The 26,469-nt window shown below is 40.0% G+C and carries 19 protein-coding genes; 5 read left to right on the top strand and 14 right to left on the bottom strand.

What is annotated here, in order from left to right; all coding sequences use genetic code 11:
- Positions 1 to 100: 100 nt before the first annotated feature.
- The 12 genes from S4054249_RS09980 to S4054249_RS09935 all read right to left on the bottom strand — a co-directional run bounded on the left by S4054249_RS09980 (position 101) and on the right by S4054249_RS09935 (position 15,144).
- A complete protein-coding gene (locus tag S4054249_RS09980) occupies positions 101 to 1,249 on the bottom strand; it encodes a response regulator (RefSeq protein WP_052961119.1) in 1,149 nt (382 codons plus the stop codon).
- A 1-nt stretch (position 1,250) separates the two neighbouring features.
- Entirely contained in the window at positions 1,251 to 2,189 is a 939-nt protein-coding gene (locus S4054249_RS09975; protein WP_052961120.1) for a GAF domain-containing protein, read from the bottom strand.
- Positions 2,190 to 2,201: 12 nt separating this feature from the next.
- Positions 2,202 to 6,986 (bottom strand): PAS domain S-box protein, encoded by a 4,785-nt coding sequence (locus S4054249_RS09970; RefSeq protein ID WP_046357873.1) that lies wholly within the window; start codon positions 6,984 to 6,986, stop codon positions 2,202 to 2,204.
- Entirely contained in the window at positions 6,983 to 8,188 is a 1,206-nt protein-coding gene (locus tag S4054249_RS09965; protein ID WP_046357874.1) for an EAL domain-containing response regulator, read from the bottom strand. Before S4054249_RS09965 ends, S4054249_RS09970 begins: the two co-directional genes overlap by 4 nt.
- A gap of 226 nt (positions 8,189 to 8,414) precedes the next feature.
- Positions 8,415 to 9,338, bottom strand: a complete 924-nt coding sequence (locus S4054249_RS09960; RefSeq protein ID WP_052961121.1) for a GGDEF domain-containing response regulator — start codon at positions 9,336 to 9,338, stop codon at positions 8,415 to 8,417.
- A 23-nt stretch (positions 9,339 to 9,361) separates the two neighbouring features.
- On the bottom strand, positions 9,362 to 9,766 hold the full coding sequence (locus tag S4054249_RS09955; RefSeq protein WP_046357875.1) for a response regulator: 405 nt from the start codon (positions 9,764 to 9,766) through the stop codon (positions 9,362 to 9,364).
- A complete protein-coding gene (locus S4054249_RS09950) occupies positions 9,759 to 12,440 on the bottom strand; it encodes a PAS domain-containing sensor histidine kinase (RefSeq protein WP_046357876.1) in 2,682 nt (893 codons plus the stop codon). Before S4054249_RS09950 ends, S4054249_RS09955 begins: the two co-directional genes overlap by 8 nt.
- Positions 12,441 to 12,643: 203 nt before the next feature.
- The gene (locus S4054249_RS09945) at positions 12,644 to 13,741 is read right to left on the bottom strand and encodes a serine hydrolase domain-containing protein (protein ID WP_052961122.1); all 1,098 of its coding nucleotides are present in this window, start codon (positions 13,739 to 13,741) and stop codon (positions 12,644 to 12,646) included.
- A 176-nt stretch (positions 13,742 to 13,917) separates the two neighbouring features.
- The gene (locus S4054249_RS26300) at positions 13,918 to 14,094 is read right to left on the bottom strand and encodes a DUF6435 family protein (RefSeq protein WP_145925006.1); all 177 of its coding nucleotides are present in this window, start codon (positions 14,092 to 14,094) and stop codon (positions 13,918 to 13,920) included.
- Between the two features lie 94 nt (positions 14,095 to 14,188).
- On the bottom strand, positions 14,189 to 14,545 hold the full coding sequence (locus S4054249_RS09940) for a VOC family protein (protein WP_046357877.1): 357 nt from the start codon (positions 14,543 to 14,545) through the stop codon (positions 14,189 to 14,191).
- 42 nt (positions 14,546 to 14,587) lie between these two features.
- Positions 14,588 to 14,719 (bottom strand): hypothetical protein, encoded by a 132-nt coding sequence (locus tag S4054249_RS27155; protein WP_256370554.1) that lies wholly within the window; start codon positions 14,717 to 14,719, stop codon positions 14,588 to 14,590.
- 41 nt (positions 14,720 to 14,760) lie between these two features.
- Complete coding sequence (locus tag S4054249_RS09935; protein ID WP_046357878.1) at positions 14,761 to 15,144, bottom strand: GFA family protein; 384 nt, start codon at positions 15,142 to 15,144, stop codon at positions 14,761 to 14,763.
- 409 nt (positions 15,145 to 15,553) lie between these two features.
- Here S4054249_RS09935 and S4054249_RS09930 point away from each other — a divergent pair, with 409 nt between their 5' ends.
- The 3 genes from S4054249_RS09930 (at position 15,554) to S4054249_RS09920 (ending at position 21,340) form a co-directional block, all read left to right on the top strand.
- On the top strand, positions 15,554 to 16,435 hold the full coding sequence (locus S4054249_RS09930) for an alpha/beta hydrolase (protein WP_046357879.1): 882 nt from the start codon (positions 15,554 to 15,556) through the stop codon (positions 16,433 to 16,435).
- Positions 16,436 to 17,044: 609 nt separating this feature from the next.
- Positions 17,045 to 20,206 carry a M43 family zinc metalloprotease gene (locus S4054249_RS09925; protein ID WP_046357880.1) on the top strand — a complete coding sequence of 1,054 codons (3,162 nt, stop codon included), beginning with the start codon at positions 17,045 to 17,047 and terminating at the stop codon, positions 20,204 to 20,206.
- Between the two features lie 132 nt (positions 20,207 to 20,338).
- Entirely contained in the window at positions 20,339 to 21,340 is a 1,002-nt protein-coding gene (locus S4054249_RS09920; RefSeq protein ID WP_046357881.1) for a sensor domain-containing diguanylate cyclase, read from the top strand.
- Between the two features lie 232 nt (positions 21,341 to 21,572).
- Here the strand turns inward: S4054249_RS09920 and S4054249_RS09915 are convergent, their stop codons facing one another.
- Positions 21,573 to 21,905 (bottom strand): hypothetical protein, encoded by a 333-nt coding sequence (locus tag S4054249_RS09915; RefSeq protein WP_046357882.1) that lies wholly within the window; start codon positions 21,903 to 21,905, stop codon positions 21,573 to 21,575.
- 75 nt (positions 21,906 to 21,980) lie between these two features.
- On the bottom strand, positions 21,981 to 22,316 hold the full coding sequence (locus S4054249_RS09910) for a hypothetical protein (protein WP_063881471.1): 336 nt from the start codon (positions 22,314 to 22,316) through the stop codon (positions 21,981 to 21,983).
- A 543-nt stretch (positions 22,317 to 22,859) separates the two neighbouring features.
- On the opposite strand from S4054249_RS09910, the gene S4054249_RS09900 reads away from it, so the two are divergent.
- Together S4054249_RS09900 and S4054249_RS09895 are read left to right on the top strand one after the other, a co-directional pair.
- Entirely contained in the window at positions 22,860 to 25,034 is a 2,175-nt protein-coding gene (locus tag S4054249_RS09900; RefSeq protein ID WP_052960914.1) for a LodA/GoxA family CTQ-dependent oxidase, read from the top strand.
- A gap of 2 nt (positions 25,035 to 25,036) precedes the next feature.
- On the top strand, positions 25,037 to 26,131 hold the full coding sequence (locus S4054249_RS09895; RefSeq protein ID WP_046355288.1) for an NAD(P)/FAD-dependent oxidoreductase: 1,095 nt from the start codon (positions 25,037 to 25,039) through the stop codon (positions 26,129 to 26,131).
- Positions 26,132 to 26,469: the final 338 nt, after the last annotated feature.

Below are 26,469 nucleotides of genomic sequence, written 5' to 3'. Positions count from 1 at the left end.
CCCTTGCATTAATAATCTTTAAGGGCACAGTAAGTCGCTTTTGTGTCGCGCCGCCTTTATATTTATAGCAATTACATGAATTTTAAAAAGCGGCATTTAATCATAAGTTTATCACTTTAAGGATTTTGCCAAGTAGTATTTTGGCAGAAGTCGGCTTTACGACATAATCGACCGCACCGTGTTGGATACAAGACTGGATCATTTCCTTATCTGAGTGGCTCGTCAGCATCATCACTGGCACATTTTTTACCCCATCCACTTCTTTAATTGCTTGTAAGGCAGCGAAACCATCCATAATAGGCATATCGATATCCAGTAAAATTAAACTGGGCTCCATAACCTTCGCTTTCATGACTGCTTCTACGCCATTGTTAGCAAGCTCAACTTTAAACCCTCTGCGCTCGAGAATATTTGATATGATTTTTTGAATAACAGGCTGATCGTCAGCAACAATCACCGTTGTTTTTTTAGATACCAGTTGTGGTTTTGCACAATCCAAAGACTCAGCTAACGCATTAAGCATCTGAACACTATTATTTTTATAGTGCTCAAGGTGATCTCTCACTGCTTGCAATGAAAAAGAGTCAACAGATGAACGCTGAACAGATTCGGGTAAGGCCCTGACAATGCGGGTGAACGCTTTTTCCCACTCCGCAGGAGGAACATGGGCAAGTAATGTATCTAAAGGAGACGTGATATGCTCGAATTCTTTCGCACTTTCACCAGCTTGTTTAGCAACGTTTTGTTGTAACGCTTCTATTGATTCGATGCTTGATTTTATATTGTCTCCCATTTCTTTATTCTCAGACTCAACTTCTAACAAATCAACCTGTGACTCTAAGTGCTGTGATAATCTAATAAGGGTCAGCTTTATCTTGTTAATGTCATATATCGGCTTGAACGTTTCATATGTATAAAACACCTCTTTTTCACATAATTTAAAAGCATTTTCTCTTTGCACTTTATCACAAAACAAAATATCGAAATTTGGGCACTTCACTACAGCTTGAAACACATCTAATTTCTTAAGTTTATTAATAGAGTTGAGCGCATCTTTTGGTGATTCAAATGCATGTGCAAAAATGAGGCTTTTATGCTCTTGCTCAAGGATGCCGATTAACTTGGCTTCTTCTTTTTCAATATGTGCAAAGTGCACAGTTTCAAACAGACTATTTAAAATAGGGGCAAGCATATCAACAACTTCTGTCGATTGGTGTAACAAGAGCAATGTCGTCCTTAGGATTTTCATATTATTCTCCTTTTAATTTTTCATATTTGGCCACATTCTTGATAGCACTCACCACAGTGGATTCCAAAGATGCTGAATAAGGGTGTTTTTGTATACCAATAGAAAATTTGATGTGTGAGTCTGTCATATCTTGCGCGAAACTATGAACAAGCTTATCGAACTGCTCTTGTGTTTTATCAGCGACAAGTAGAGTAAAGATATTTTCTCCCAACCTAGCAATAAAGCCGTAGTTACTTAAATTTGTTTGAATAATTGAAACCAGTAACGGAATATCTTTTTGTTCCACAATACCATCTTTGCCAGCCCCAATGATGTCTAGCGCAATGATATAGACAGGTGTGCCTATGGCTCGTATGTCACTTTCTTCTTTTTCTATATACAGAGACCAGCCTAAGCGATTTAAAAACCCTGTTGCGCTGTCAGTAAGCTGTTTAGGTAAATGCCCAACCTGTTGCCTAGATGCCAATACTGTTCGTAATTCAACCTGTAGCAAACTAGATAAAAGCTTGGAGATCAATTCAACCGTTTGAGGGGCTTCTGCAGGTTGATTGAATACAGGTTCAGTATCGATCGCACACAAAGTACCAAACAGCTCTCCATTGGCATATAAAATTGGTATCCCAACATAAGACTGTATGTTTTGCGCATGAAAAATCGGTGCCGTCTTATACGCCTCAACATCTTCAACAATACCAGCCCAACGAGGCCCTTGTCCTTTTACCATTCGACTACAAAGGGAGTCAGACCATACTAACGTTGTTAATTCCTGTATCTGATATTTGTCACCATCTACGTGCAAGATGATCCACTCTTGCTCGTGCTTTCTGGTCATCATCCAGATACCATACCCATATCTTTTTTTAAGATATCTAAGCGTACTTCGACTCGCTTCTTCAAAATTATTAAAGGGGATTTGGTCTAACGTTTCAACATCAATCATGTGCCTACCCAACTAAATGATGTTTTCTTTTACTAGCTGCTGCTCTAATTCACCCATCATTTCATGTACATCAACTAAGGTCGATTCAAGATATTTTAGGTCATTACTATTCTTTTCTATTGATTTTAATAACTCACTTAGGCCAAGGGCACCACTCGATGCCGCCGCCCCTTTGGCCCCATGCGCTAAGCTTTTTACATTATCCAAGTTGTTTGTTGCTACGGCTTCTTTAATGGTCTCAATGTCTTTAGAAACACTCTCCCAAAACATAGAGAGCACCGCTCGTGTCATTTCCTCATCATTGCAACCAATCACATTCCAAAGGTGCTCATAATCAATCAGTTTGCATGGCTCTGAGCTAATAATTTCGTTTATCTCTGGCTCCTCTGTGGCTTCTTGTCTAAGCGCCATGCCCCTTAAACGAAGGGCTAACGTATTACGCAGCGTTTTCAGCTCTACCGGTTTGGCAATGTAGTCATCCATCCCAGCTTCTAAACAGTGTTCAGCCTCTCCCACCAAAGCATTAGCAGTAACGGCAACAATTGTGGTTCTTGGCCTATTAAGCTCAGTTTCTAGCCTACGAATTTCAGAAGTGAGCTCAAATCCATCCATTTTAGGCATATGGCAATCCGTTAATAATAATGAGAAGTGCCCAGACTCCCATTTTCTTAAAGCTTCAAGGCCATTTGATGTCATTTCAAATTTATATCCCAATGTTGTTAACTGCTGAGACAGCACCAATTGATTGGTCGGCTGGTCTTCTGCACATAGAATCACACAATCAGCAAACTCAGGATGTATATCCTCATTCATATCTTCATCATGGCCGTAGAAGCTTTCACTCCAGTCGAATTCAGGGCTTTCTTGTCCTGAGAGTATTGCAAGCCCAGTAATAAATTCACTAGCCTTTAGTGGGTGAGAGCCAACAATATAAATCTCCGCATCTTTGACACCTTTTGGTTTGGTATGGTTATCCTCTAACACCAACCATTTTTGACCGCTGTTAGCCGTTATCTCTACCAATTCATCACATATTGTTATTACTTTGTCATCCACCCAGCTATTAGAGTGCTCTTTGCTATTTTTACGGATAGTTGCACCTTGAAGGGACTGTATTAAATGCTCACAGGTTTGTTCTAACGCTGCGTTTTTAAATTTCAACTCAAAAACAACACCATTGAAATTGTAGTCATCAAACTCGTTAGACAAGCTATCAGCTTCAGCTGGGATCCGAATAGAGAACTGGCTACCGATACCGATCTTGCTCTCGACATCAATCTGTCCACCCATTAAGTTTACGAATGAATTAGTGATACTTAAACCTAGTCCCGTCCCACCATACTTGCGTGTTGTCGAGCTATCAGCTTGCGTAAATGGTTTAAACAATTTGCCAATTTGCTCATTGGTCATCCCAATGCCGTTATCTTTTACAACAATTTCCAGCTCACAAGCCTTATGATTATAAGCAACGCCAACAGATACGTTGCCAATTGCATCATCCCGCTGCGAAAACTTAACCGCGTTACCAAGCAGGTTCAGTAAAATTTGTCTGGTTCTAACAGGGTCTAGTCGAATAAATTCCGGCGTCTTGTAGTCATAAAGTAAAAACAAATTAACGCCTTTTTGATTGGCATTCACCCAAAGTGCTTCAAGTGTTTTTTCAATTAAATTCAACACATTCACTTCGGTGGACTCTAACTCCATTTGGCCAGACTCAATTTTTGAGAAATCAAGAATGTCATTAATGATTTCAAGCAATGAAAACGAAGAGTCTCGTATTGTGCTTATCATGGTGTTTTGTTCGCTGGTCAGTTGAGTTTCTTTAAGCAAATCAACCATCCCTATCACACCATTCATTGGCGTTCGTATTTCATGGCTCATCGTTGCCAAAAACCTAGACTTTGCCTCATTAGCTCGCATAGCTGCTGCGGTTTCTTTTTCTAGCGCTTTATTAATGAGCCTTTCATCGGTAATGTCTAAATTGATACCAAATAATATCTCCCGACCTGTTTCCTCATCTTTATTAATATCCGCCGCAGCTTTTACCCAATGAGTGCCTCCGGTCAACTTATTAACAATTCTATATTCCGCGTTAAGTACGCTCTTTTCTGAAATAGCACGCAGATATGCTCCTTTGGTTTTCTCAGCATCTTCTGGGTGAAATACCTCTTGCCACTGCTCAAAATCCATCAACTGTTCTGGGTCAATGCCATGTAAATCAAACATGTTGTTGTCCCACTTTAATTCTTTTGTTTGGATATTCAACGACCAGTTACAGATTCCACCCGCATCAGAAGCTATCCTCATTCCTCTCAGTAAATCGTCTCTGATTACCTTCGCAGCGCGTAGCTCTTCTTCAATGGCTTTTCTTGACGTTATATCTTCAACTACAGCAATCATATACTTGGCGACGTTATCTGCATCAGATACCAATGATACTGACGTCGTTGCCCAAAATGCTTTGCCTGAATTATTGACGTATCGTTTATCTAGCGTGAATGATCGCTGTTTGCCTTCTACCAAATCTTGAACAAGCGTTTTGCTTTGTGAACGGTCTTCTGGGTGGGTCAAATCTTTATAATTTAACGATAAGATTTCAGACTCGGAAAGCTCAAAGATATCGCACATTTTCTCGTTGACTTCGATAAACCGTCCATCCAAAGCAACTCGACAAATGCCAACGGCGGCTTGACTGAACGCTGCGTGGTAAATGACCTCTCTTTCTTCTAGTTCATTCTTCAATTCAATCTCACGCGCTTTGGTTTCTTCTTGAACGGTAATGTCTTTAACAATACCGACAAAGACTTGCGTGTCACCAATCCAAGTTTCTCCCACTGAGACCTCTATCGGAAAAGTGCGTCCACTTTTATGTAGTCCCATCACCTCCCGAGGAGAGCCGATTAACTTTTTATTGCCGGTTAAAATATATTTACTAATAAATTCATCATGTTGGTTTGCGTATTCGGGAGGCATTAAAATGGACAAGTTTTCCCCGAGAAGCTCCTCCCTAACTCGCCCAAATATCACTTCAAGAGAACGATTTACATCTAGAATAATACCCGCTTTGTCTATGACCACTGTGCCATCTAATGCAGTATCAAATACTGTCCTTAAACGGTTTTCTGACTCTCTCGCTTCTTGCGTTCTCTTTTCAATTTCACGTTCAAGGCTTACTTTTACTTCATCCTCAGCCGTTTTTAATTCTGTAATATCAGTCTGTACACCAATGTAGTGGCTCAACACTCCCTGGTCATTAAATACAGGGTCTACTCGTAAGTTATTGTAAAATAGAGTGCCATCTTTTTTATAATTACGGATCACCACCGAGCAAGAACGCTGGTTTTTAATCGCTTTATGGAGTACTTCAATTTCGGGTTGCTCTGTATCTTCACCTTGTAAGAACCGGCAGTTTTTCCCCAAAATCTCTTCTGATGTATAACCTGTCAATTCTTCAAATGCTTTATTCGAATATATGACAGGCAGGTCCACTTGACGAGCATCCGTCACTATGATGCCGGTTGCCGTTGAGTCAATTGCCCTGCTTTGTATATCAAGTTGAAAACGCTGCTCATCTGTTTCTCGACTCAGCTTATCCCTATCAACAACAATACGTTTTAGATTTTTCAGTTCAGAAGCCATTAACGCTATTTCATCTTTACCATATACTTCTGGTAATTTGATATTTTTCTCGCCTTTAGCCAGCTTTTGTATTGCGAATGAAAGCTCCCTCAGTGGCCTCCCCATTTGCTTTGATAATAAAAAAGCCACCACTAAAATAATTGACAATAAAACCGCAGCAATTAAAAAAGAACGCTGAAATAATGCCTCAGACTCTACAAATGCCTCGTCAACTGAAAGCCTAATAAGCGCAGACCAGCCTAATCCTGAATAATCATAGGCCCCAGCAGTGTGTGCGTAACCAGTAACTTGCTCTACTTGCTTTCTAAAGTGCGTAGATATGTTGGAACCACTTAACCCTGATACCGCTAATCTGGCGCCTTCCACGCCATTTTGAGCGAGGTTAAGATTATCAAGTACATTAAAGTCTCTTTGATAATTAGCTTCATTTTGCCCAACAGGATCATAGTCAACAATGATGCGCCCTTCACTATCTAAAATGGTTAATTCAGCACTAACAAAGCCTCGTTCAGATAAAATTGTGTATGTCTCCGCGACTATATTTTCAACGGCTGCAAAATCAACGACATTAACCCACAGCCCTATCACTTCTTGTTGTGAGTTTTTCAACGTTGTGGCAAATATCATGTCGTATGAATTGTCATTTTTGTCAATCAGGAACTTATTTGGTCCAATAACAAAACTGCTCTGAGGCTGCTCAGGTGTTAGCGTTTTGCCATTTAGCGCATCTATAAACCACTTTTTTTCTCGTATTTCAGCCGGTGAGAGTATTGAACTGGTTAGGACTTTTCCGTAACGGTTTTTAGAATTGGTAACAAGTACCTCGCCATTTGGACTCATCACTATGATCCGACGATAAACTTTATAGTTTTGTACAAAATTATTGAGGTTTTCTATGATTCTAGGGTCACTGATAACCTGCTTCAGGTTATCTTTACTGTCTAGGCCTAGTGAAAGTGGAAAGGCTTGTGCGTCATGATAACGCTCAAATAAGTTTCTTTCTATCAAACGAATTAAGAGTATTGCCTCACGCTCAATGTTGCTTAATGTCGTTTCCTGTAATATTGCTCTGCCTTTCCAAGATACTGATACAACCGCTGCAAGCATGATGATACCGAACGCAAAAAAGAGTAACGGGAGTTTTTGGGAGAGTTTCACGTATCTTCCTTTTCTTGACGCTCTAGTTCACGACTTTCAAGAGCCAATACATCCTCTAGTTTCAAGGGCTTTGAATATAAAAAGCCTTGACCAATATCGCATCCAAGGGCTTTCACAAAAGCCTCGACCTCTTTATTTTCGATACCTTCTGCTACAACCGTTAATCCCATTGCTTTTGCCATCTGAATGCTCTGTTCGACAATGGCTGCAGACTTCGGATTAGAAATACAATCAACAATAAACCGTTGGTCTACTTTTAATTCATTAAATGGCAGTGAATGCAGCTGCGCGATTGATGAGTAGCCTGTACCGAAATCATCAATTGATAGTTTAAAGTTCAGCATTCTAAGCCTAAGAATTTGAGAGTCAGCTTTCGTTTTATCGTTGTTTAACGCCGTTTCTGTGAGTTCACAAATAACTAACTCAGGCTCTATGGCATATTTATCAACCTGTTCTTTTAACCAACTCGGAAAGCTCTCTTCTTCGAGCACTTTCCCCGAGATATTCACGGCAATGGTCAAACCTTCAAAATAACTAGCATTTATAGAAATATCCTTAAAGGCAGCTTCAATGATTGTCTTTGTCAACGCAGTGACAAGTTCTAGAGATTGCTCTGCAACGGGGATAAAACGAGCTGGCGAAATAATTTTATTTTCGGTCGTTACAATTCTCGCTAACACCTCAAAACCACTGATACGCATTGCACGTAAATCTAGTTGAGGCTGATAGAAAGGCACTAAATCGCCTGATTCTATGTACCCGACGAGTTGAGACCTGGATATTGGATCATTACCTCGGTTTGTAGCCGAAGTATGAACAATGTTAACACCTCTAAGTAATTGCTTAACCGTTGCATATTCTATCGGCTTACCAATACACCCAATTATGTTTAAGTTATATACTTTGGCGAGATTGGAGGTGGAATTTAAAATATCGGGGTCGGCATCGCTGATGACAATAACCGCACCAGTAAAAGACATTTCACCAAGGTGCCTCAGTACCTCAAACCCATCTGCAATTGGCATATTTAAATCGCAAAAAATGATCGAAAATACCTCTTGCTCGATGCACTTTTTAGCTTCAAGTCCATTGGCAGCGCTTGTTATATGAGTAAACCCGATATTTTTTAAACAGACACCCAAAGTAAAACGAATGACTTGTTGATCATCAATTATTAGTATTTTACTGTTTGTTTGCTCCACCTACACCTCCAGCAAGCTGCTTGAAAGTCCAATTAGAATTCACCATAATCAGATGCTTGAAACTTTATCCAAGTGTAGTAGTAAACTCAGTATTACGCTCTAGCACGCACTTAAGTCACACATGATTTAAGCCTTTTCACTTCAAACAATTTTTCGAGTGTTCAGTCATAAAGCTTTGCTCTAACGAGTATAATGTGTGTATCTTGTTTAGCCGCATTGCTATTGTTTATTGAAAAAAGCAAAACTGACATCCCTTCACTTTTTTCGCATCGTACATCGCCTTGTCTGCAGCATGAATGAGCATCTCAGCAGATAATTCGTCTATATCATGTGATGTTGCGATACCAATACTAAGCGTCACATTTAAACTCTGATTCACCCCATTCACATTGACGATAAAAGGTGAATCAAAATGATTTAACTTGTTATTTGCCACTGCAGAGAGTTCAGATTTTTCATTGTACTTTTGGATAATAATTGCAAACTCATCGCCACCAATGCGGGCAATAAAGTCAGTCGCTCTTATGCTTTTCTTTAACCTTGACCCTACTTGCTTTAAGAGCTCATCGCCAGCTAAATGCCCGTGCATATCATTCACCGTTTTAAAGTCATCTAAGTCAATAAATAACAATGCAAAGTTTTCATTGTATCTAATGAACAAGTTGACATGCTCTTTGAGTTTTTCGTCAAAGGCGCGTCGGTTATTTAGTAATGTTAAAGTGTCTTTAGTGGTGCTCGCTTTTATTTCTTTTAATAGCTGATGTCGCTCTACGGAAAACGTAACCGCTCGACTCAAAAGCCAAGGTGAAAGCTCAGATTTAGGTAAATAATCTTGTGCGCCTTCACGGATAGCTTGCTCCCCAAGCACGCTATCATCAGTGCCAGTAATCACTATAAATGGAAAATCCCCCAACAACTCTCGAGCACTTTGCAGCGTTGCCAGACCAAAACTCTCATCAAGCCCCAAATCAAGTAAAACCGCATCAAAACTACTTTTATTTTTTACCGATTCGATCTCGGCAATGTCACGTATGTGCTCAACATTGAAAAAGTGCTGACTATCCTTTTGCAATAACTGCATAGCAATATAAGCATCATCCAATTCATTCTCTATCAATAAGACACGAAACGAGCTTTTAGCTAACATCATATTCTTACTCCGAATAGGTCATGTTAAACAGGCATTGAATTGTGATTAAACCAGTAATCTGATAAAGACTGCAGCAATGCAGTTAGCTCATTGATACTACTGGGCTTAGATAAATAAGATTTGGCACCCAATTGGTAAGACTCTTTGATATCTTGAGCGTTTACAGACGTTGTATAAATCAAAACTATGAGGTTATGTAAGACACCGAGTTCAGCTATTTTTTTCAGTAGCTCTAGACCGCCCATATCAGGCATATTTAAGTCCAACAAAATAACACTACCATTACAGCGATGAGTGCCAAGATACGTCAGGAACTCATTAGCATCAAAAAAAGACGTTATTTCAGGTGCAGACGTCAACTTTGAGCAGGCTTGCTCAAAAAAGTAAATTTCATCAGGGTCATCGTCTATTAGAATCAATTTACGCATGTTTCCACCTCTTGAGCACAATTGTAAAACACAAACCACCGTCATCGCTTTGCGGTTCACATGAGATATGACCGCCATGAACTTTGATTATCTGATGCACAATTGCTAAGCCGATGCCACTTCCGTTTTGGTGGTTTTTATTTGGCAATCGATAAAATGGCTCAAAAATACTCTTACATTTGTCTCGAGCAACTCCAATACCATTGTCACGATAAATCAAATGAACTTCTGTATCAGTATAGCTCACATCAATTGACACAATGGGTTCTAGTCCTTTTTTAGCAAACTTAATACTATTAGAAATTAAGTTTTGTAAAACCTGTTTGATTAAACCCGGATCGGCGTAAATAGAATGGCCTTCACCCGTAAGCGTGATCTCCAACCCAGCCTCTTGAATGGAAATTGACAGCTCTTCTTTAAGTTCGCTGACTAAATCACCCACTGCAAAAGACGAACATGTAAGTTCATCAGAATTAATTCTGGATAATCTTAACAAGTCATTGATCATCTCTCGCATACGGTGAGAAGCCGCCTGCAACCTATCGAGCTCAAACTTGCTCTGCTCATCCAACTCTTGTATCGTCAGCCTTTCCGTTAAAGACTGAGAAAAAGCAGTGATTTTACGCAGTGGCTCCTGTAGATCATGACTGGCAGCAAAAGCAAAGCGTTCAAGGTTTTTATTCGATGCACGAACTTGAGCGAGTAAATCTATCCGCTCTGTTACATCAATAAAAGTGCCTAACATTAACAAAGGCTCGCCATGCTCATCATATTTAACAACCGAATCAGCCGAATAACACCAAACCCAATGCCCGAGTTTATGTTTGAAGCGATACTCGAGTGTTTTTAGCCCTTTGTCATGGCTTTGAATTACATCATTCAAATGCTCATTGATTTTGCTCAAATCCGACGGGTGGAAAAGCTCAGATATGTCTTCAAATGCATTTAGTTCATCCAATGAATACCCTAATATATCCGTATAGCGATTATTTATTTCGATGTTTCTTTGTAATTTGAAATCATAAATGTACAAGCCACACACAGCGTTATCGATAAGGTTATTCAAAAAAACTTCTTTATCCGCTAGCTTCAATTCAGCCTGTTTTTGTTCTGTGATGTCGACTGCAATGCCAATAATGTGTGAAATATGCCCATCATTAGATCTTACTGGATATAAGCCTGTTTGAAACCAAAGAGATGTGTCAAGCTTTAATTCTTCTGTGTAAAACGTAGGCGCGCCACATTGGTAACACTCTCGATAGTTGGTTCTGATTTTTTCAACCAACTCTTTGGGAAACACCTTATCTTGGAGCTCAGTGAGCGTTTTGTTCTCTACTTGCTCTCTTGTGGTATTACTGTGTTTTAAGGCTGTATCGTTATAAATAACAAACCTAAATTCATCTTCAGACAATACCTCCAACGCCCAAATAGCATGATTAGAGCCATTATAAATTGCACTTAAAAAGCTATTTTTTTCAGCTTCCGAGGCTTCTATATCCTTTATTCTTTGCACATTTCGTAATGAACCACTCATTACCAAGGGTTCACCATTTTGGTCAAATTGAGTATCCCCTATCGCCTCAAACCACCCATATTTACCCTCTGCATTTTTACCCAAGTATTCAACGCGATATTGCTTTTTAGACTTAAAATGTTCCGCAATCGCTTGAGATACCTTTTCTTTATATTGCGGGTGAATATGATCGAACCAAGTTTCATAATTAGCAGGTAAAAGAGGGTTTGCACCAATAAGCTGATACAGCCTCTTCGACCAAATGCTCGTATTGTCTTTAACATTCCACTCCCAGATACCATCCTGCGTCGCGTTAATAGTGCGTTCTAAACGAGCATGAGATTCAACCAATGCCGATTCAATCTCTTCAATGTCCCCCACTCGTTTAAGTGTCAGAATAATAGCGAGTTGATCTGCTCTAGATTCACGCACTAGGTTTACCTCTACTGGGACACTGCCCTGCGCAGAAAGTAATGTAGCAAGAAATTTTTTCTCAGAGCTTTTCGGCTTTTCTTGAGGAAGAAACTCCTCCGAAAGCTGGTTTTCATCTGAGTCTAAAATTTCTTGAATAGTCATCGGAATTTCAACATTCCACTTTGAGAAGAATTCGCTTCTAAATTGTTTGTTATATAGTTTGATCGTACCATCAGCTTCTAATAACAAGGTACTAATGGGCAAGGCATTGAGTGTAAATTGAAACAAACTTTGCTTTTGCAGCTCACTGAACAGCATTGTCTTCTCCATTTCAGTTTGCCGCAAACTATCTTTAACCCCCTGATACTGACTGATGCTGGGGATTTCTCTGACCATTGGGAGAAGACGAAACAAATAAATTGCTGTAGCGATTGAGACGAACGCTGTTGCTGCTTTAGTTATACCGTGAAGTCCATACACTCCTTGCCAAATTGTCCAAATACCCATCAAGTGAGTTATGCCGCAGCACAATATAAATAAGCTAAACAATATGAACACAGACTTGTTAACAATATCTGGACGTAACCGTATAAAGACGAGTAACCCGATAGGAATTGAAAAGTAGGCAGTGGCTATGATGATGTCTGAAATAACGTGTGTAAATAAGATATGCTCTTGCCATAGATAGCAGTGGCCGTGCGGCATATAATCCGAGCGAAAAAAAGAGTTTCCTAGCTGAGTGTTCATACTCACACTTATTTGAAGTCATTGTTTCCAAAGTGTAGTACAGTCTTAAATGATGCGTTAAATCATTCTAACGAGTTAGCCTAATGTCATAAAAATGATTTTTTTGGTGTGAAGGTATGACTAACTTAAATGAACATAAACTATAAAACCCCCTTTCAAAACTTAAGGGGGTAGATAGTTGTCTATAAGCTAATGAACGACGATTACAATGCAAACCCTTCAATAAATTCTGCTGCTATTTTATCGGCAAAATGAATGGGTAATGCACCAGCAAGGTTTGTTAGCACAACCACAGACACGTTATCTTTTGGGTAATACACCATGGTTACCGCGTTACCACCACTGGCACTGACCGCTGGGTGATTTTCTCTGTCTATCACTTGCCAGCCAATGGCATAACCATTTTGCAGGCTATCAAAACCCCTGATAGTGCCATCGTTTAGCACAACCGGCCTCCAAAGCCCATCCAAGTTTTTAGTCAGTTTTTTGTTTGTTAGCGCAATCAGGTAATTGGCCAATTCTGTCGCAGTTGAATTCATGCCTGCCGCGGTTCTCATCATGTATGAAAACTGACCCTGAATATTTATAAAGCGTTTATTTTGACCATCATAAACGTATTGCTGAGCCTGATCTTTAATCACTGGCGTCATATACTCAAAACCAGCGTCAGCGGTTAAAGTCATCTTAGCGCGTTTTAGCTGATGCTCTGTTATGAACTCAATAAAGTTACCATCAACGTATTTATCAATGATTTTACCGATTATCACATAACCCGTTTGGTTATAAGAAAATTGGCTATTCACTTCAGACGCCATAGGTAATGTTTGCACTTTATCCCAAGACGCTTTTGGGTTGCCTCTCACAATTAAGTCTATGTTGTGCCCGCTTAAAATCCTTGGTAAACCAGAGGTGTGGGCCATCAGATGTTTAATTTGAATATTTTGCCACGATTTGGGTAAATCAGGTAAGTGTTTACCAATTTCATCATCAATTGACAATATGCCTTGCTCTTCCAATTGCATTAAGGCAACACCTGTGAAGGCTTTGGTCATTGAGTTTATCGAAAAAATAGAGCTATTCTTAACTGGCACGTCATGTTGTAAGTTTGCCACACCATAGCTTTGAGCTTTTACTATTTTATTGTTCTTTACCACTGCGAGTTGCAACCCTGGAATATTGCGTTTCTCCATGGTGCTTTTTATTAGATCGTCAACGGAGTTAGCATGTGCAGCCAGTGTCGTGCTAGCAATTATTGTGTAGAGTGCGGCAAATCTGGCCGATTTGAAAACCGATGTCATCATCCGTATGTTGTCCTTGTTTTTAATACATATTCACAAGGAGGATACAATAAATAACATTTTACAGTAAGTGAAACGTGCCTATTTATTCCATAAATAAGAATAAAATAGTGAAAACGACCATACCCTTAATTTAGAATGGCCGTTTTTTGTGCGTTATTAATCTTAACAACGTCAAGCTAATTGCTTTTATTTTGCAATGTCTCAATCTCTTTCCAAATAGCCTCAGCTTCAGCTGTTAACATGGCATAGCCCTTAATGTCTCCATTTCTTTGCGCATGCATACCTTGCTCAAGCTTTTTGTCGTAGGCCTTTCTGAGTTTTTTTACTGGGTCAGGTTTTAAAAATCCAAACATACCTTTATCTCGTGTTAGTCTTTTCTCACTAAACGAATTGAGTAACGGTATGGATCAGTTGTGCTTTTTAATTCACTAAGATATTTAAATCAAACTACTGCGTTTCTGACCAGACAGCGAATTCATTACCGCTTGGCTCTACAAAGTGAAAGCGACAGCCGCCTGGAAATTCAAAGATAGGTTTTACAACTTCACCGCCATTTTCAACTACCTTTGCCTGTGTTGCCTTAATATCACGACTGTAAAATACCAATAGCGCGCCACCACTTGCAACTTGGCTGGACATATCAGCTTTATAAAAGCCCCCATCTAACCCTTGGTTTGTAAAAGCAGTATATTCAGGGCCGTAATCGACGAACTCCCAACCAAAAACCTGAGTAAAGAAAGCTTTTGTCGCTTGCAAATCATTTGCAGCAAACTCCACATAATTGAGTTTTTCGTGTTGATTCATGATTGTTTCCCCCCAAGTTTGACTAATTTTTTTTACTGAAGATTACGACAAGCCATTGTCATTAATTACCCGTGCCCGGCCTGTTTTTTTTGGGAGTTGATCTCCACCACTGCCACCAGATACACGCTTTAACAGATCATCACATGTTATCACTCTCATTGTATTTTTTATCATTTCACGCTCCTTATCTATTAATATTACAATTTGTGAGGTTATCAAATCTCAGCGCTAACATGCCACCACTTCGGCTTTTTTGATACGTAAGAATGTGAGGTTGGCCTAAGGGCGACTCTTTTAGGTGAATCAAAAGTGCCAAGCACCAAAGCAACCACAGGGTCGTCATCTATGGCCCCTAATGTATTACCACACACATCACAAAAGCTACGAGATGAATACTCTGAAGAGCGCCAAGTTTTCGGTATACCGCCCAACCCCACCCAGTTAACGTCATTTTTATCAAACTCCACCCATACTTGAGTTAATGAACCGCTATGACGCTGACACATTTTACACGAGCAAGTGTGTGGATTGCGTGCTTCACCTTTTGCGACAAATCGAATGTTTCCGCACAAGCAACCGCCGTTATACTCTATAGCCACGAAATGAATCCTTATTATTGTGTAGATGAATAGTAGAAGTGAAATAAAACCATACACTTATATTCATTTCAAAAAATTGCTATGAGCTGCGAGTAAAGAGAAACTGGGAAGGAGTTGCTGCTGTAACCGTCCGTCACTTTTCTATCGATTGCTATCTCCTATATTGGTTTGAACAACTCAACGATGTATGCGTTGTAGACTTTAAGCATACCATCATAAAATGATAACACATTGTTTTTATTATATAATAAAGAACAAGCTATAACACTAAATCTACCTAAAATCTGTAGGTGTGATGTCTGAATATTTGAACAAAAGTTTACAAAAATCGTACTGCAACAACGATAAAAAAACAGTACAAATTTAACTCACCCCCCTACATTTTAACTTAAATTATAAGGAAGATTTTATGCAAACACTCATAGGTTTATTACTCACGGTGTTCAGTTTTACTGTATTCGCTAACTACGAGCCATTCACTTATAAACACGAACCATTAGCACATACATTCAGCCCCAATATACTGGCTGAGAGCAAAAACGTTTGGGTTGCACTGCCGACCGGCTACCATGCCCCTGAAAATCAACATAAACGCTACCCTGTGGTATACATAACAGATGGTGCGGTGTATCAATTTATTACCGCAGAAAGCATGTGGTTTGCAAACATGGTTGGCTATATTCCGCAAGCTATTTTAGTGGCAATTGATACGGTAGAGCACAGAACGCGAGACTTAACGCCATCGGTACCCAACGACGGCCACAGCACGGACCTAACAACCGGAAAAAGTGCGATTTTTCAGGATTTTATTAAACAAGAAGTCGTTTCTTTTATCGATCAAAACTACCGAACTAATGACTTTCGGGTTCTTGCTGGTCACTCATTAGGTGGACTATTTACCATGACAGCGGTACTTAACCCACAAATCCAAGACACCTTCAAATCGTATATCGCACTCGACCCGTCCATGTGGTGGGACAATGCAGCAACCGTAAACCAGTTAGAGCAGTCATTCGGCCTATTAAATAGCAAAGCATTTAATATTTATGTTGCAGCTGCCCACAATCAAAACGATGCTGCAAATGATACAGCAGACTATCTGGCTCACATTCAAGCCATCGCCAGAACTGGGCACATGCTTTACGCATCGGATAAGACGACTGGGACTTATGATGTTTTCCAAGATGAAACTCATATGTCTATGTTGCATCAAGGTCTCTATAAAGGGTTAAGAGCAGCATTTAAGTGCTATCCTGCAACGTGTGACAAGTCAATTCAGGCAAGCAATTAGTATCAAGTAGTAGATATCCCATTCAATACTGACAAACTAGACACCCACCATAGAAGCTTTTGTCACTTGTTATTTAGCTTCTATGGTCCTGTCTTTTCAAAGTAAATACAGGCAACAATTTGTGTGCAACTGAACGCAGTTTAGAGTAAGCAATTTAAAGCACAGGCATATTAAAAACGCGCTCACTCGGTGCCAATGTCGTTCAAAAACTTTAAATAACTGCCTACCTTCTCTGAAGCTTGTTTAAAAGACAAGTAACAAGGTTACTAAATAGACACTTTTCACTACTGACCTCAACACATCATAACCTCATGTATTTTATAAATTAATTATCATTTCATAGCCAATTCAGACGAACAAAAAATTCAAAAAAACAAAACAACATAAAATATATTGTATACAATTTATTTTCATTGATGTAAGTTAAGAAACGTTTATTACATGTAAACACGTATTACACCAATAAACAAAATATCCTAAACAACTGAAATATAAAAACTAAACCACAATCAAGAGGAATGGTAACTATACCTTTTGTTAACTTTTACAGAAATCAGATAAGCAATAAACCCAAAAGTTAGCAATAAAACTAGATGACAGGAGAACAACATGTATTTGTCTAACTCGACGCGTTTGTCGTCAGCTAAACATTCAAAAAAGCTTAACTGCATCACCGCCGCACTACTTTGCGTATCTGCAAGCTCATTCGCAGGTAAAGAAGTAGAAGATAGTAAACTACATGCAGCTTTAGCCACTCAACACACACATAAACATGCAGGTGAAATCTGCGGTACCGACCACAACAGTCAAAACTGGTCAGCAATTCAAAAAGAAAACGCACAGCAAGCAAAGTTAAGCACCAGCTTTTCATCTCAAATATTGACTACCCTCGCCGCGCAAGACGACTTCGCTGCACAAAATGGCAATGGCGTTGCTGGTCGATATTACATACCTGTTGTCGTACACATCTATGGGGACAGGTACAACTGTGACACAGGGACTTACTGCCTTACGGAGCAGAAAGTGATTGATGGACTCAACAAGTCTAATCAAGATTTTTTAGGCCTCATCACAGATGACGGCCCCATTGCCCCAGAATTCCAAGCAATACGACAAAACCTGAATATTGAATTTGTGCTAGCCAAAACCGATCCAAAGGGTCAGCCAACGACAGGAATTATCCGTTATCCAGAAAAAGCAGGTTATGGTAAAGGCAGCGGCGTTGATGAGCAAATCGCTGCTGATGCGTGGGATAACTTTAAGTATATGAATATCTATGTTCAGCAAGACTTATACGATGATGGTAAGACCAATAATTCTGGTGTGGCTTGGTATCCGCAGTTAAGCATGTCACAAAATGGGCTTTCCCGTGTTGTATACAATGGCGACTACATTGGTGCCAATACTAATGAAAACTTTCGCTCCGTACTAACCCATGAATTTGGCCATTGGCTAAACTTACCGCATACATTTGATGGCGGATGTACTATTCACTCTGAGCCATTTTGTAACGCGACTGGAGATGGCACCTGTGACACCCCACAGATGAGTAGCAGCATATTGCAAGACAACGCAAAAAACTGTTTAGGTCAAGCCACCAATACCGAAAACTTTATGCACTACTCCGATAATTATGCGATGTTTACCAAGGATCAAGTCGATCGTATGACCGCCGCACTCCATGGCCCTGCCCGTGCAACACTTTGGTCAAACGCCAACCTTATCGCCACAGGTTTAGGAGAATATACCAGTAATGCTGACCACCCTTGGGATGGTTCATCAGGTGCAGTCGTGCCGCCAAAAGGAGAGGTTCTCCAATCCTTTACTAACTTATCTGGTGAAAAAGGTAAAATAGACAACTTCGAGATTCAGGTACCTGAGGGCACTCAAGCTGTCGCTTTTTACCTTGACGGATACGATGAAGACCCTGATATGTATGTGTCAAAAGGCAAAACGCCTATTAAAACGGGCGATAATTGGGAGGCGGATTTCATCTCTTTTCGAAGTGCAGGCTCTCCTGAACTAGTTACTCTGTCAGCGCCATCGAGTGTCGAAAATTATCATACAGCTATCGATGCTTATAGTGCTTATTCCAATGCGACACTGAGTATCATTGCAGGCACTGATAATACGCTGTGTTCAGGCTGCGAGCGTATTTTTTTAGCTGAAATAAAAGACTTGAAGTCAGCAAAAGGCGCTGAACCAAAAGCCTATCAATTTGAGATCCCAGCTGATGCTGTGCGCACGATTGCAGTAATGAATGGTGGGTATCAAGGCGACCCTGATTTGTACGCTAGTATGAATGCAGTTCCAACCAAAGAAATTTTTGATTGTGGGCCATTCAGCGCACCAAGACTGAGCGAATACTGCGAATTATCAGCAGGTGGTGGCACACTGAATCTATTGATTGACCCATTTTTAGAATACAGTGACGCTTCACTTGTTGTTTATTATGAAAGAGCCGCAAACTCCGATTTTCCGGTCGCACAGGCAAATGGTCCCTACTCTGGCTTACTTGACAACCCAATCAGCTTTAGTAGCGCAGGATCATTTGATGCAAATGGCAATATCACAACTTATTTATGGGAGTTTGGAGATGGTAACACATCAACAGAAGCAAACCCGACGCATGCTTACCATAGTGCTAATACGTTCTCAGTTAAATTAACCGTGACCGATAATGACGGTAACACCGCAAGTGATATTGCAACCGCTGTAGTTAGAGCACAAAACCTTGCACCGATAGCTGTTGCGAACGGTCCATATACTGGTGAAGCTGGCAAAGATATTCAATTCAGTAGTGCAAATTCATCTGATCCAGATGGCAATATTGCCAGTTACCTCTGGCAATTCGGTGACGGCCAATCAAGTACTGAAGCAAACCCAGCTCACAGCTACACGGAAGCTGGAGATTACACAGCAACCTTAACTGTCACCGATAACGATGGTCTAAACCATAGCGCCCAAGCGAGCGTTAGCGTAAACAGCATCAGCTATTGCGAAGCAACAGGTAACACCAGGTATGAATGGATAGCCAAGGTGCAATCAGGCGCATTTAGCAACGCTTCACAAGCAAATGGCTATAGCGATTTTACCTCACAAGTAATTGAGCTAACCGAAGGTGATAATCAGTTTATCTTAACCCCAGGGGGCAACTACACAGAGCACTGGGCTGCGTGGATAGACTTTAATGAAAACGGACAATTTGAACAATCAGAACAAGTACTCAATAATCTATCAGGCAAAGGCACTGTCACTGGCATTGCCACTATCCCGAGCGGTAATGTAGGTAAGTCTGTTCGAATGCGTATTGCTATGAAATACAATGATGAGGCCACTTCTGCTTGTGGCAATATCGGCGATGGCGAAGTTGAAGACTATACAGTAACGATCAAGTCAAATGACGCAATCCAACCGCTCCCTAATGCTTGCGCAGCTCAATCGCCGATTTCTGGTGGTCGGTTAGAAGCCGGAAAAGCCACTTGTCTTGGTGGCGACGGCGCACTTTGGTTAAGTATCGGTGGTGTCGATTCAGCACGCAACATCGCCATTACTACCGCACATGGTCAAAGTAATTTACACATCTTATATAAAAATGGCGGCTGGCCAAGTGATAATGACAAAGACGCAGAGTCTAACTCAGGCACCATGTCTGAATGCATTACCATCCCCGCTGGCAATCAATATTGGTCCTACTTGAAAGTGTCTGGAGACACTAAAGACACCAGTATTATCGTTGATTTTAATAGCGAACAATGCAGACAACCATAAGTTAACTATTCAAACCTTTACACCAAAAGCATCACCTCGCGTTGATGCTTTTTATCTCTCTTCAAATTTTAGATGATTTTGGTACTTGAACTATACTCTAAGTTCGTGACCAACCACCTTTAGCCGATGTGTATGTCTTCTTCACCCAGTCATGACACAATTTGTCTGCCGATAACATTTATAAACGACTTGTCTAAATCGAATGATTTACATGAAACATTAACTTTAATTTCATATTGGCTTCCGAAAATTATTGAATCTGATAGAGCCAGTGTGTGCCTGAACAATGGATCTGACGAAACATTAGAAGTATTTGCACTGTGTGGTAACAACGCAATCGAAGCTCATACCGTGCTACCTATTAGTAACACTATGGTAGGTCGAGTTTATTCAAATAAGCAATTGGAGTTAAACAATAATCTTGCACAAAGCAAAGAACTCGATTGCCAAATTTTACACAAAGGTGGTCTGAATTCATGCATTGACGCTCCACTCCAGCACTCAGGTACATGCGTTGGCACTCTGAATATAGGTAGCTTTGAGTCCGATGTGTACAGCCCAGAGGATTGTGCCCAATTAGAATGTATTGCCAACTGGTTGGCCAATTACATTCACGCTCAAATGGAAATTACCGAGCAAAAAAAACGTGCCGAGACAGATCCGCTTACCAAAGTAAACAATCGGCACTGCTTGAATACGGTCGGGAATGAACTGCTAAAACGCTGGGAAACAGATCAACAACCATTTTCGATGATCATGATTGATATCGACCATTTTAAACAGTTGAATGACAACTATGGTCATCATGTAGGCGACCAAGTACTGGTAACCTTTAGCCAAGTCATTAATCAGGTCATTCGTAAATCTGAGCACTTTATGCGCATTGGCGGAGATGAGTTTATTGTTTTACTAGAGGGAAACGTAGAGCTTGCAACAAAACTTGCTGAACGCATTAGAGTTGCTATCAAAGACATGGCTGTCCAACATAACGACGACAGCCTCATCATTACAGCCAGCTGTGGCGTGACATCGGTGCAAAGCCAAGATAACTCTTTAGAATGTTTATATAACCGTGCCGACAAAGCATTGTATCAATCAAAAGAAAATGGCCGGAATCAAACTACAGCGATTTGAACATTTTTGAGGGTATGGAAATATAGATATAACTTCCAAAAAACATAGAATCCTTGTGATAGTACCTTCCTACTGATTTCTCTGCTTTTAATATAAAGCTGCTGCGGCTTGTTGAAAATCATACTCTTGATCGGTTTTCTTAACTAATGATCATTATTGTATATAAAAGCATACCTGGATGAATTACATAACAAGGCGACAATACCGCCTTGTTAGAATTGATTTCAATTGATTAATGTTTTCTTGTAATTCTAATCATACTGATTTTATCGTGCCCACTTAAGCAAGAACCCCCTTCCGTTCTAACAATAACTCTTGGAGAATTTACACCATATGAATAAGCCTCTAGCGCTTTTTCATACATTAATTTCCCTCCCTCTTGCTCAAGGCTCCAAGAAATCCACCCATTCCATTGGCAATTATTTTTAGATGACCAATTACCACATGGTTGTATGAAAGCAATATTATTTGTTTGAACTTGTACGGAGCATACAGAAATGTTGTGATCAGCGGATAGAGCATTAAAACTCACAAATGCAGCTAAAACAGGTAAAAACCTTTTCATTTATTAATCCTTTATATTTTTTATAAAAAAATTAAAATCTAAATACTATTTCTTATAAACTAAATGCCTTGTTTATTAACGGTTTTTAGTAATTCTCATCATATGGATTTTATCGTACCCACCAAAACAAGAATTTCCATCTGTTCTAACAATTACACGAGGAGCATGTATATTGCCAAAAGTAAGCGCTTTTTGAGCTGTTTCATGGAGTAATTTACCACCTTCACTATCTAAGCTCCATGCAATCCATCCATTCCACGTACAATTATTTTTCGAACTCCAATTGCCACAAGGTTGAATTAAAGCAAGATTATTTGAGTGGGTTTGAACAGAACAGACTTGGATTACATGATCGCCGGAAAAAGCGCTAAAACTCAAAAAAGCAGCAGCCACTGGTAAGATAGATTTCATTTTACATTCCTTTTTTATTAATTAAAATCTACAAAAACTATAAAAGCCAACAACAACAAAGTAAAGAAAAATAATAATTTCAGAAAAAACACAATGAAAATATTAGCATTATAAATTTATATTTATAAATAAAAAAAGAAAGATAAAAACAAAAAAATAAAAAACAAAAACCATTGCCCTCTGCCTTCATAAGAACATATAAAATAATTTATATATAATATATTTACTATGCTTGGCATTTACAGATAGGCTTTGGGCGTTAATCGTCTGATAAATGTTATTTTCAAGATATTGTTTGCGCTTTTGGCTTGCTGACAACATGAAAAGCTCAACCTCGAAATACTGGTGTAAGTTTTGCTGCACATAGGATTGGATTGGATTGGATTGGCAAAGCGTGTAATTATTTGTAATAGATAAAACCAATGGAGTGGCTATAGTTTTATCTCTTTTCACAAGAGCAAACGCTTAATCTTTGTTGCATTCCATAGCAATAGTTACTGGGCCAAAGCATTGAGCTAAGATTTTTAAGTAAGGATATTGATTATGCCAAAGTACTACATTTATCCGGCCATCGGCATTGCACGTGTCGGCAATTCAGAATCAAAATTTTTTGTCGGCCCCGAGGTACCCCATCAAGAAGTGAACCCAAATTATACCGGAGATAATTTTGGTAGTTGCTATGAAGCAGGCAGTTTGCAAAATTTACCTAGTTCATCATTAGACTTTAAAGATACTGAGGGTAAGGTTAAGCGTCAAGCCGCACGTTTTAGAATATTTGAAGTGAGTGACTGTGGGAATAATGTTAGGGAAATCAATGACAAACACGCCAAAATTGAGTGGCGTGTTAACCTGGCTAACCGCAAATCAATCAATTATCAATTCGAAAATGCCATGGATCTTGGCAAATTATCTAAAGACTGCAAACTGCGTAATGACTTTATAACGAATTTAGATGAACGAAAAAAGAAACTGCTCATTCAGCCTAGCCAATGCAATATCCAAGGGTGTAATCAGTCTGACAAACCTGCTTACCAGTTCAATGATGGAACTTTTTTTGCGGGCACAAGCTACGAAACGCAAGTATATTTGGGTGAATTAAGAACAGACAGTGAAGGCCGCTTACTGGTACTAGGTGGGCTTGGACACTCGGCCAGCTACAATAATAGCCCCATTACTACTTTTGCTAATAACGAGACATGGCATGATGATATCAGTGATGGCACTGTTCGTGCTACGGTAACGATAGACAACAAGTCGATTGAGGCTGAGCCTGCTATGGTAGCTGTTACCCCACCAAACTTTGCACCGGGTATGCCGGGTGTGATCACTATGTATGACGTGGTTAGCGACTTGCTATTAGATTCTGATACCGAGACTGAATTTTACCGCGACATCTACCCAATACTATCAAGCTTAGTTGAAAATCAAGGCGTTAACGAAGGCTATTTTATGGCATTTGGCGATTATTCTCCTGCTAATTTCACTCAGCCGGACATACTAGAAAAGCTTGAGTCTAAATCCGAGGACTATAAATCATTTAGAACTGCCGTATTTGACTTATTTAGAGTTATACCTGACATAACTGCAACGCGCAGAGCTGAGAAAGTTGAGCAGCTACTGCAAGATCCCGCAGTTCAAGATGTAAATAAACAGGTATTAGAGCCTATTTTTGACGAGGCTGTAAAGCAAACGCAAACAGCGGTTCAAGCAGATAAGCTACCACCTATATTCGGTGATGGTTATGGGGATTATGCTGACTCCCCACTGATAGGTCTGAGTTTAACAAATACCCAATATAAGCATTTAAAAAACTGGGCAGATGGCAATTTTGAAATCGGAGAAAACCTCAGAAAGGCGCCAAACAATACAAATTGTGCAATCACAGATCCACTACAGGTGATCAGTGACCAAAAAGAATGGCCGCACACTCTAACCAAAACCAACCTGCAACAATGTTTGGGCGGTCCATTTCACCCAGGAATTGAATTGACTTGGTTTTTACGCCGTAAATCAATGTGGAATACAACGGATCCGTTCGACCCAATGCGTCTTAATATTGTTGAATGTGACGATGATGTCCAAGATTATTATGGTCCAATTTTAACACCGGAGGTTGCGCTCAAGGACATGTTTAATGTCAGTGGCCCTGGTACGTTAACCCGATTTATGGGCGTACCATGGCAATCAGATGAAGGCAGCTGTCAATCGAACGAAAGTTACGATCCTGCTCAATACCTACCAACAATGACATTCTGGTCTGCACGGGTACCCAATCAAGTACTAAGTCAACGCTCGTTTGAGCAAATGCAAAACGAGGCAATAGGACTTGGACAAAGAGCGAAAAGTTACAGTTATAGACAGGACTGGCTGCGCTTTTTACGAGAAGGAGGTGAAAAGGCACGGGTTAATATGGTGAAGTACTGGGATAAAATTGGCATCGTAGTGAAAAAGCCAACCACGACTCTAAAAGCTGATCACAACAATGTCGACCACATTTGGGTCGAAACCCAAGTAAATGAACGCTTTTTAGCGAATGATACTAGCTATCGTCAACTACTAAATCTAGAAAACCTTGTGTACTTTGAAGGTAATGACCTTATGCTAGGTAAAAATGCAGCGACAAATGAACAACTTGACCTGCTAGATAAAGAAGACGAGCAAGCCAATGAACACGGACTTACTCGTAGGAAAATCACGATACGCCAAGACCAAAACTAATCATGCAAAGTCTACACTACAACGTAGCTATCATTGGTGCAGGTGTTGCGGGTTTAACCGCAGCACTTGTGCTAGCTAAACAAGGGTTAAAAGTGGTTGTTTTTGACAGTCAGGGCCCAGAAAAGCGTAGCTTTGGTGAGTGTGTTCACGGCAATATTGCACCTATTTTGGCGAAATTAGACTTATTGGAGCAGTTTGAACAAGCAGGCCACTTCGCTTTACAAGGATACCAGATCGAATGGGATGGAGCTGGAGAATATGAACGTCACCTACTTGCCAGTCCGCACGGCACGGGATGGATTTTAAACCGCAGTGAATTTGATAAAACGCTGTTGTTACAGGCGCAACAAGCGGGTGTTGAGGTATTTTGGCATGCCAGATTACATGACCTCAAATGGCAAGGCAAAAAATGGGATTTAGTTATTAAGCACAATGATGGCACACATTCAACCGTTACTGCCGATTTTGCAGTCGACGCATCTGGGCGTGCAAGAGTATTGACCCGCAAACTCGGGGTTTCCGAAAAGAAAGCCGATACATTGATTGCGTGTTGTAGTTATTTAGCTCATAAAACGCCACATTCTATGTTTGCAAAAAAAGCAATCATTCAAAGTGATCCTCATGGCTGGTGGTACTTAGTTCCTTTTTCATCTACCCAGTCAAGCTTGTGCTATTTCACAGATACGGACTTGGCGACTCCCAAATCACCGAATGTGTTACTCGAAATGGCGAAAGAGCACACTGCCCTAGCCCAATATCTGATGACTTGTGAGCCAGATAAAACGACTCCATTTAAGATTGTACCAGCGTACTCATCAAGCATCGATCGCTATTTTGGCAAAAGATGGTTAGCACTCGGAGATGCAGCTTGTAGTTACGATCCGTTGTCTTCATATGGGGTGACATCAGCATTGGGTAGCGCGTTTTATGGTGCAAGTGCAATGCTTAAGTATTTTAATGGAGAGCCTGAATACTTAGGTGTGTATGAGCAGTTAATGCAGGCCCGTTTTTTAGATTTCTTAACACGAAAAAATACCGAGTATAGTAAGGTATCACACTATCAATCTGCTTTTTGGCAACGAAGACAAGTCGCTTAGTTGCCAAAAAGCAATTAATTTGGTGCTACTACATTGATGTTTTGAGGTTATTGATTCCAGGCAGTTATGTTAGAACCAGATCTAAAATCACATGCCCTAAATCAGCAAGGGTGTCATGACGTTGATGTCCTATCAATCCATACCCTACCCCGTGATTCATGATCCATTTCCGACCTGTTCTGACTCGGTTTGTGCGTTTAAAGAGGTGTATTGATTTCCTTCAATTAAAATTGCGGATTTCTAAATTCAAATGAGCATCACGTTTATTGTTTTTACCTAAAGTCACAGATTAAATCGGAGGGAAAGATGAGTAATTTATCAGGGGGGCAAGAATATAG

This window comes from Pseudoalteromonas luteoviolacea (assembly GCF_001750165.1).
GTDB classification, from domain to species: domain Bacteria; phylum Pseudomonadota; class Gammaproteobacteria; order Enterobacterales; family Alteromonadaceae; genus Pseudoalteromonas; species Pseudoalteromonas luteoviolacea_G.
The sequence above is the reverse complement of the archived record's forward strand: the minus strand, read 5'-3'. Positions and strand labels throughout refer to the sequence as shown.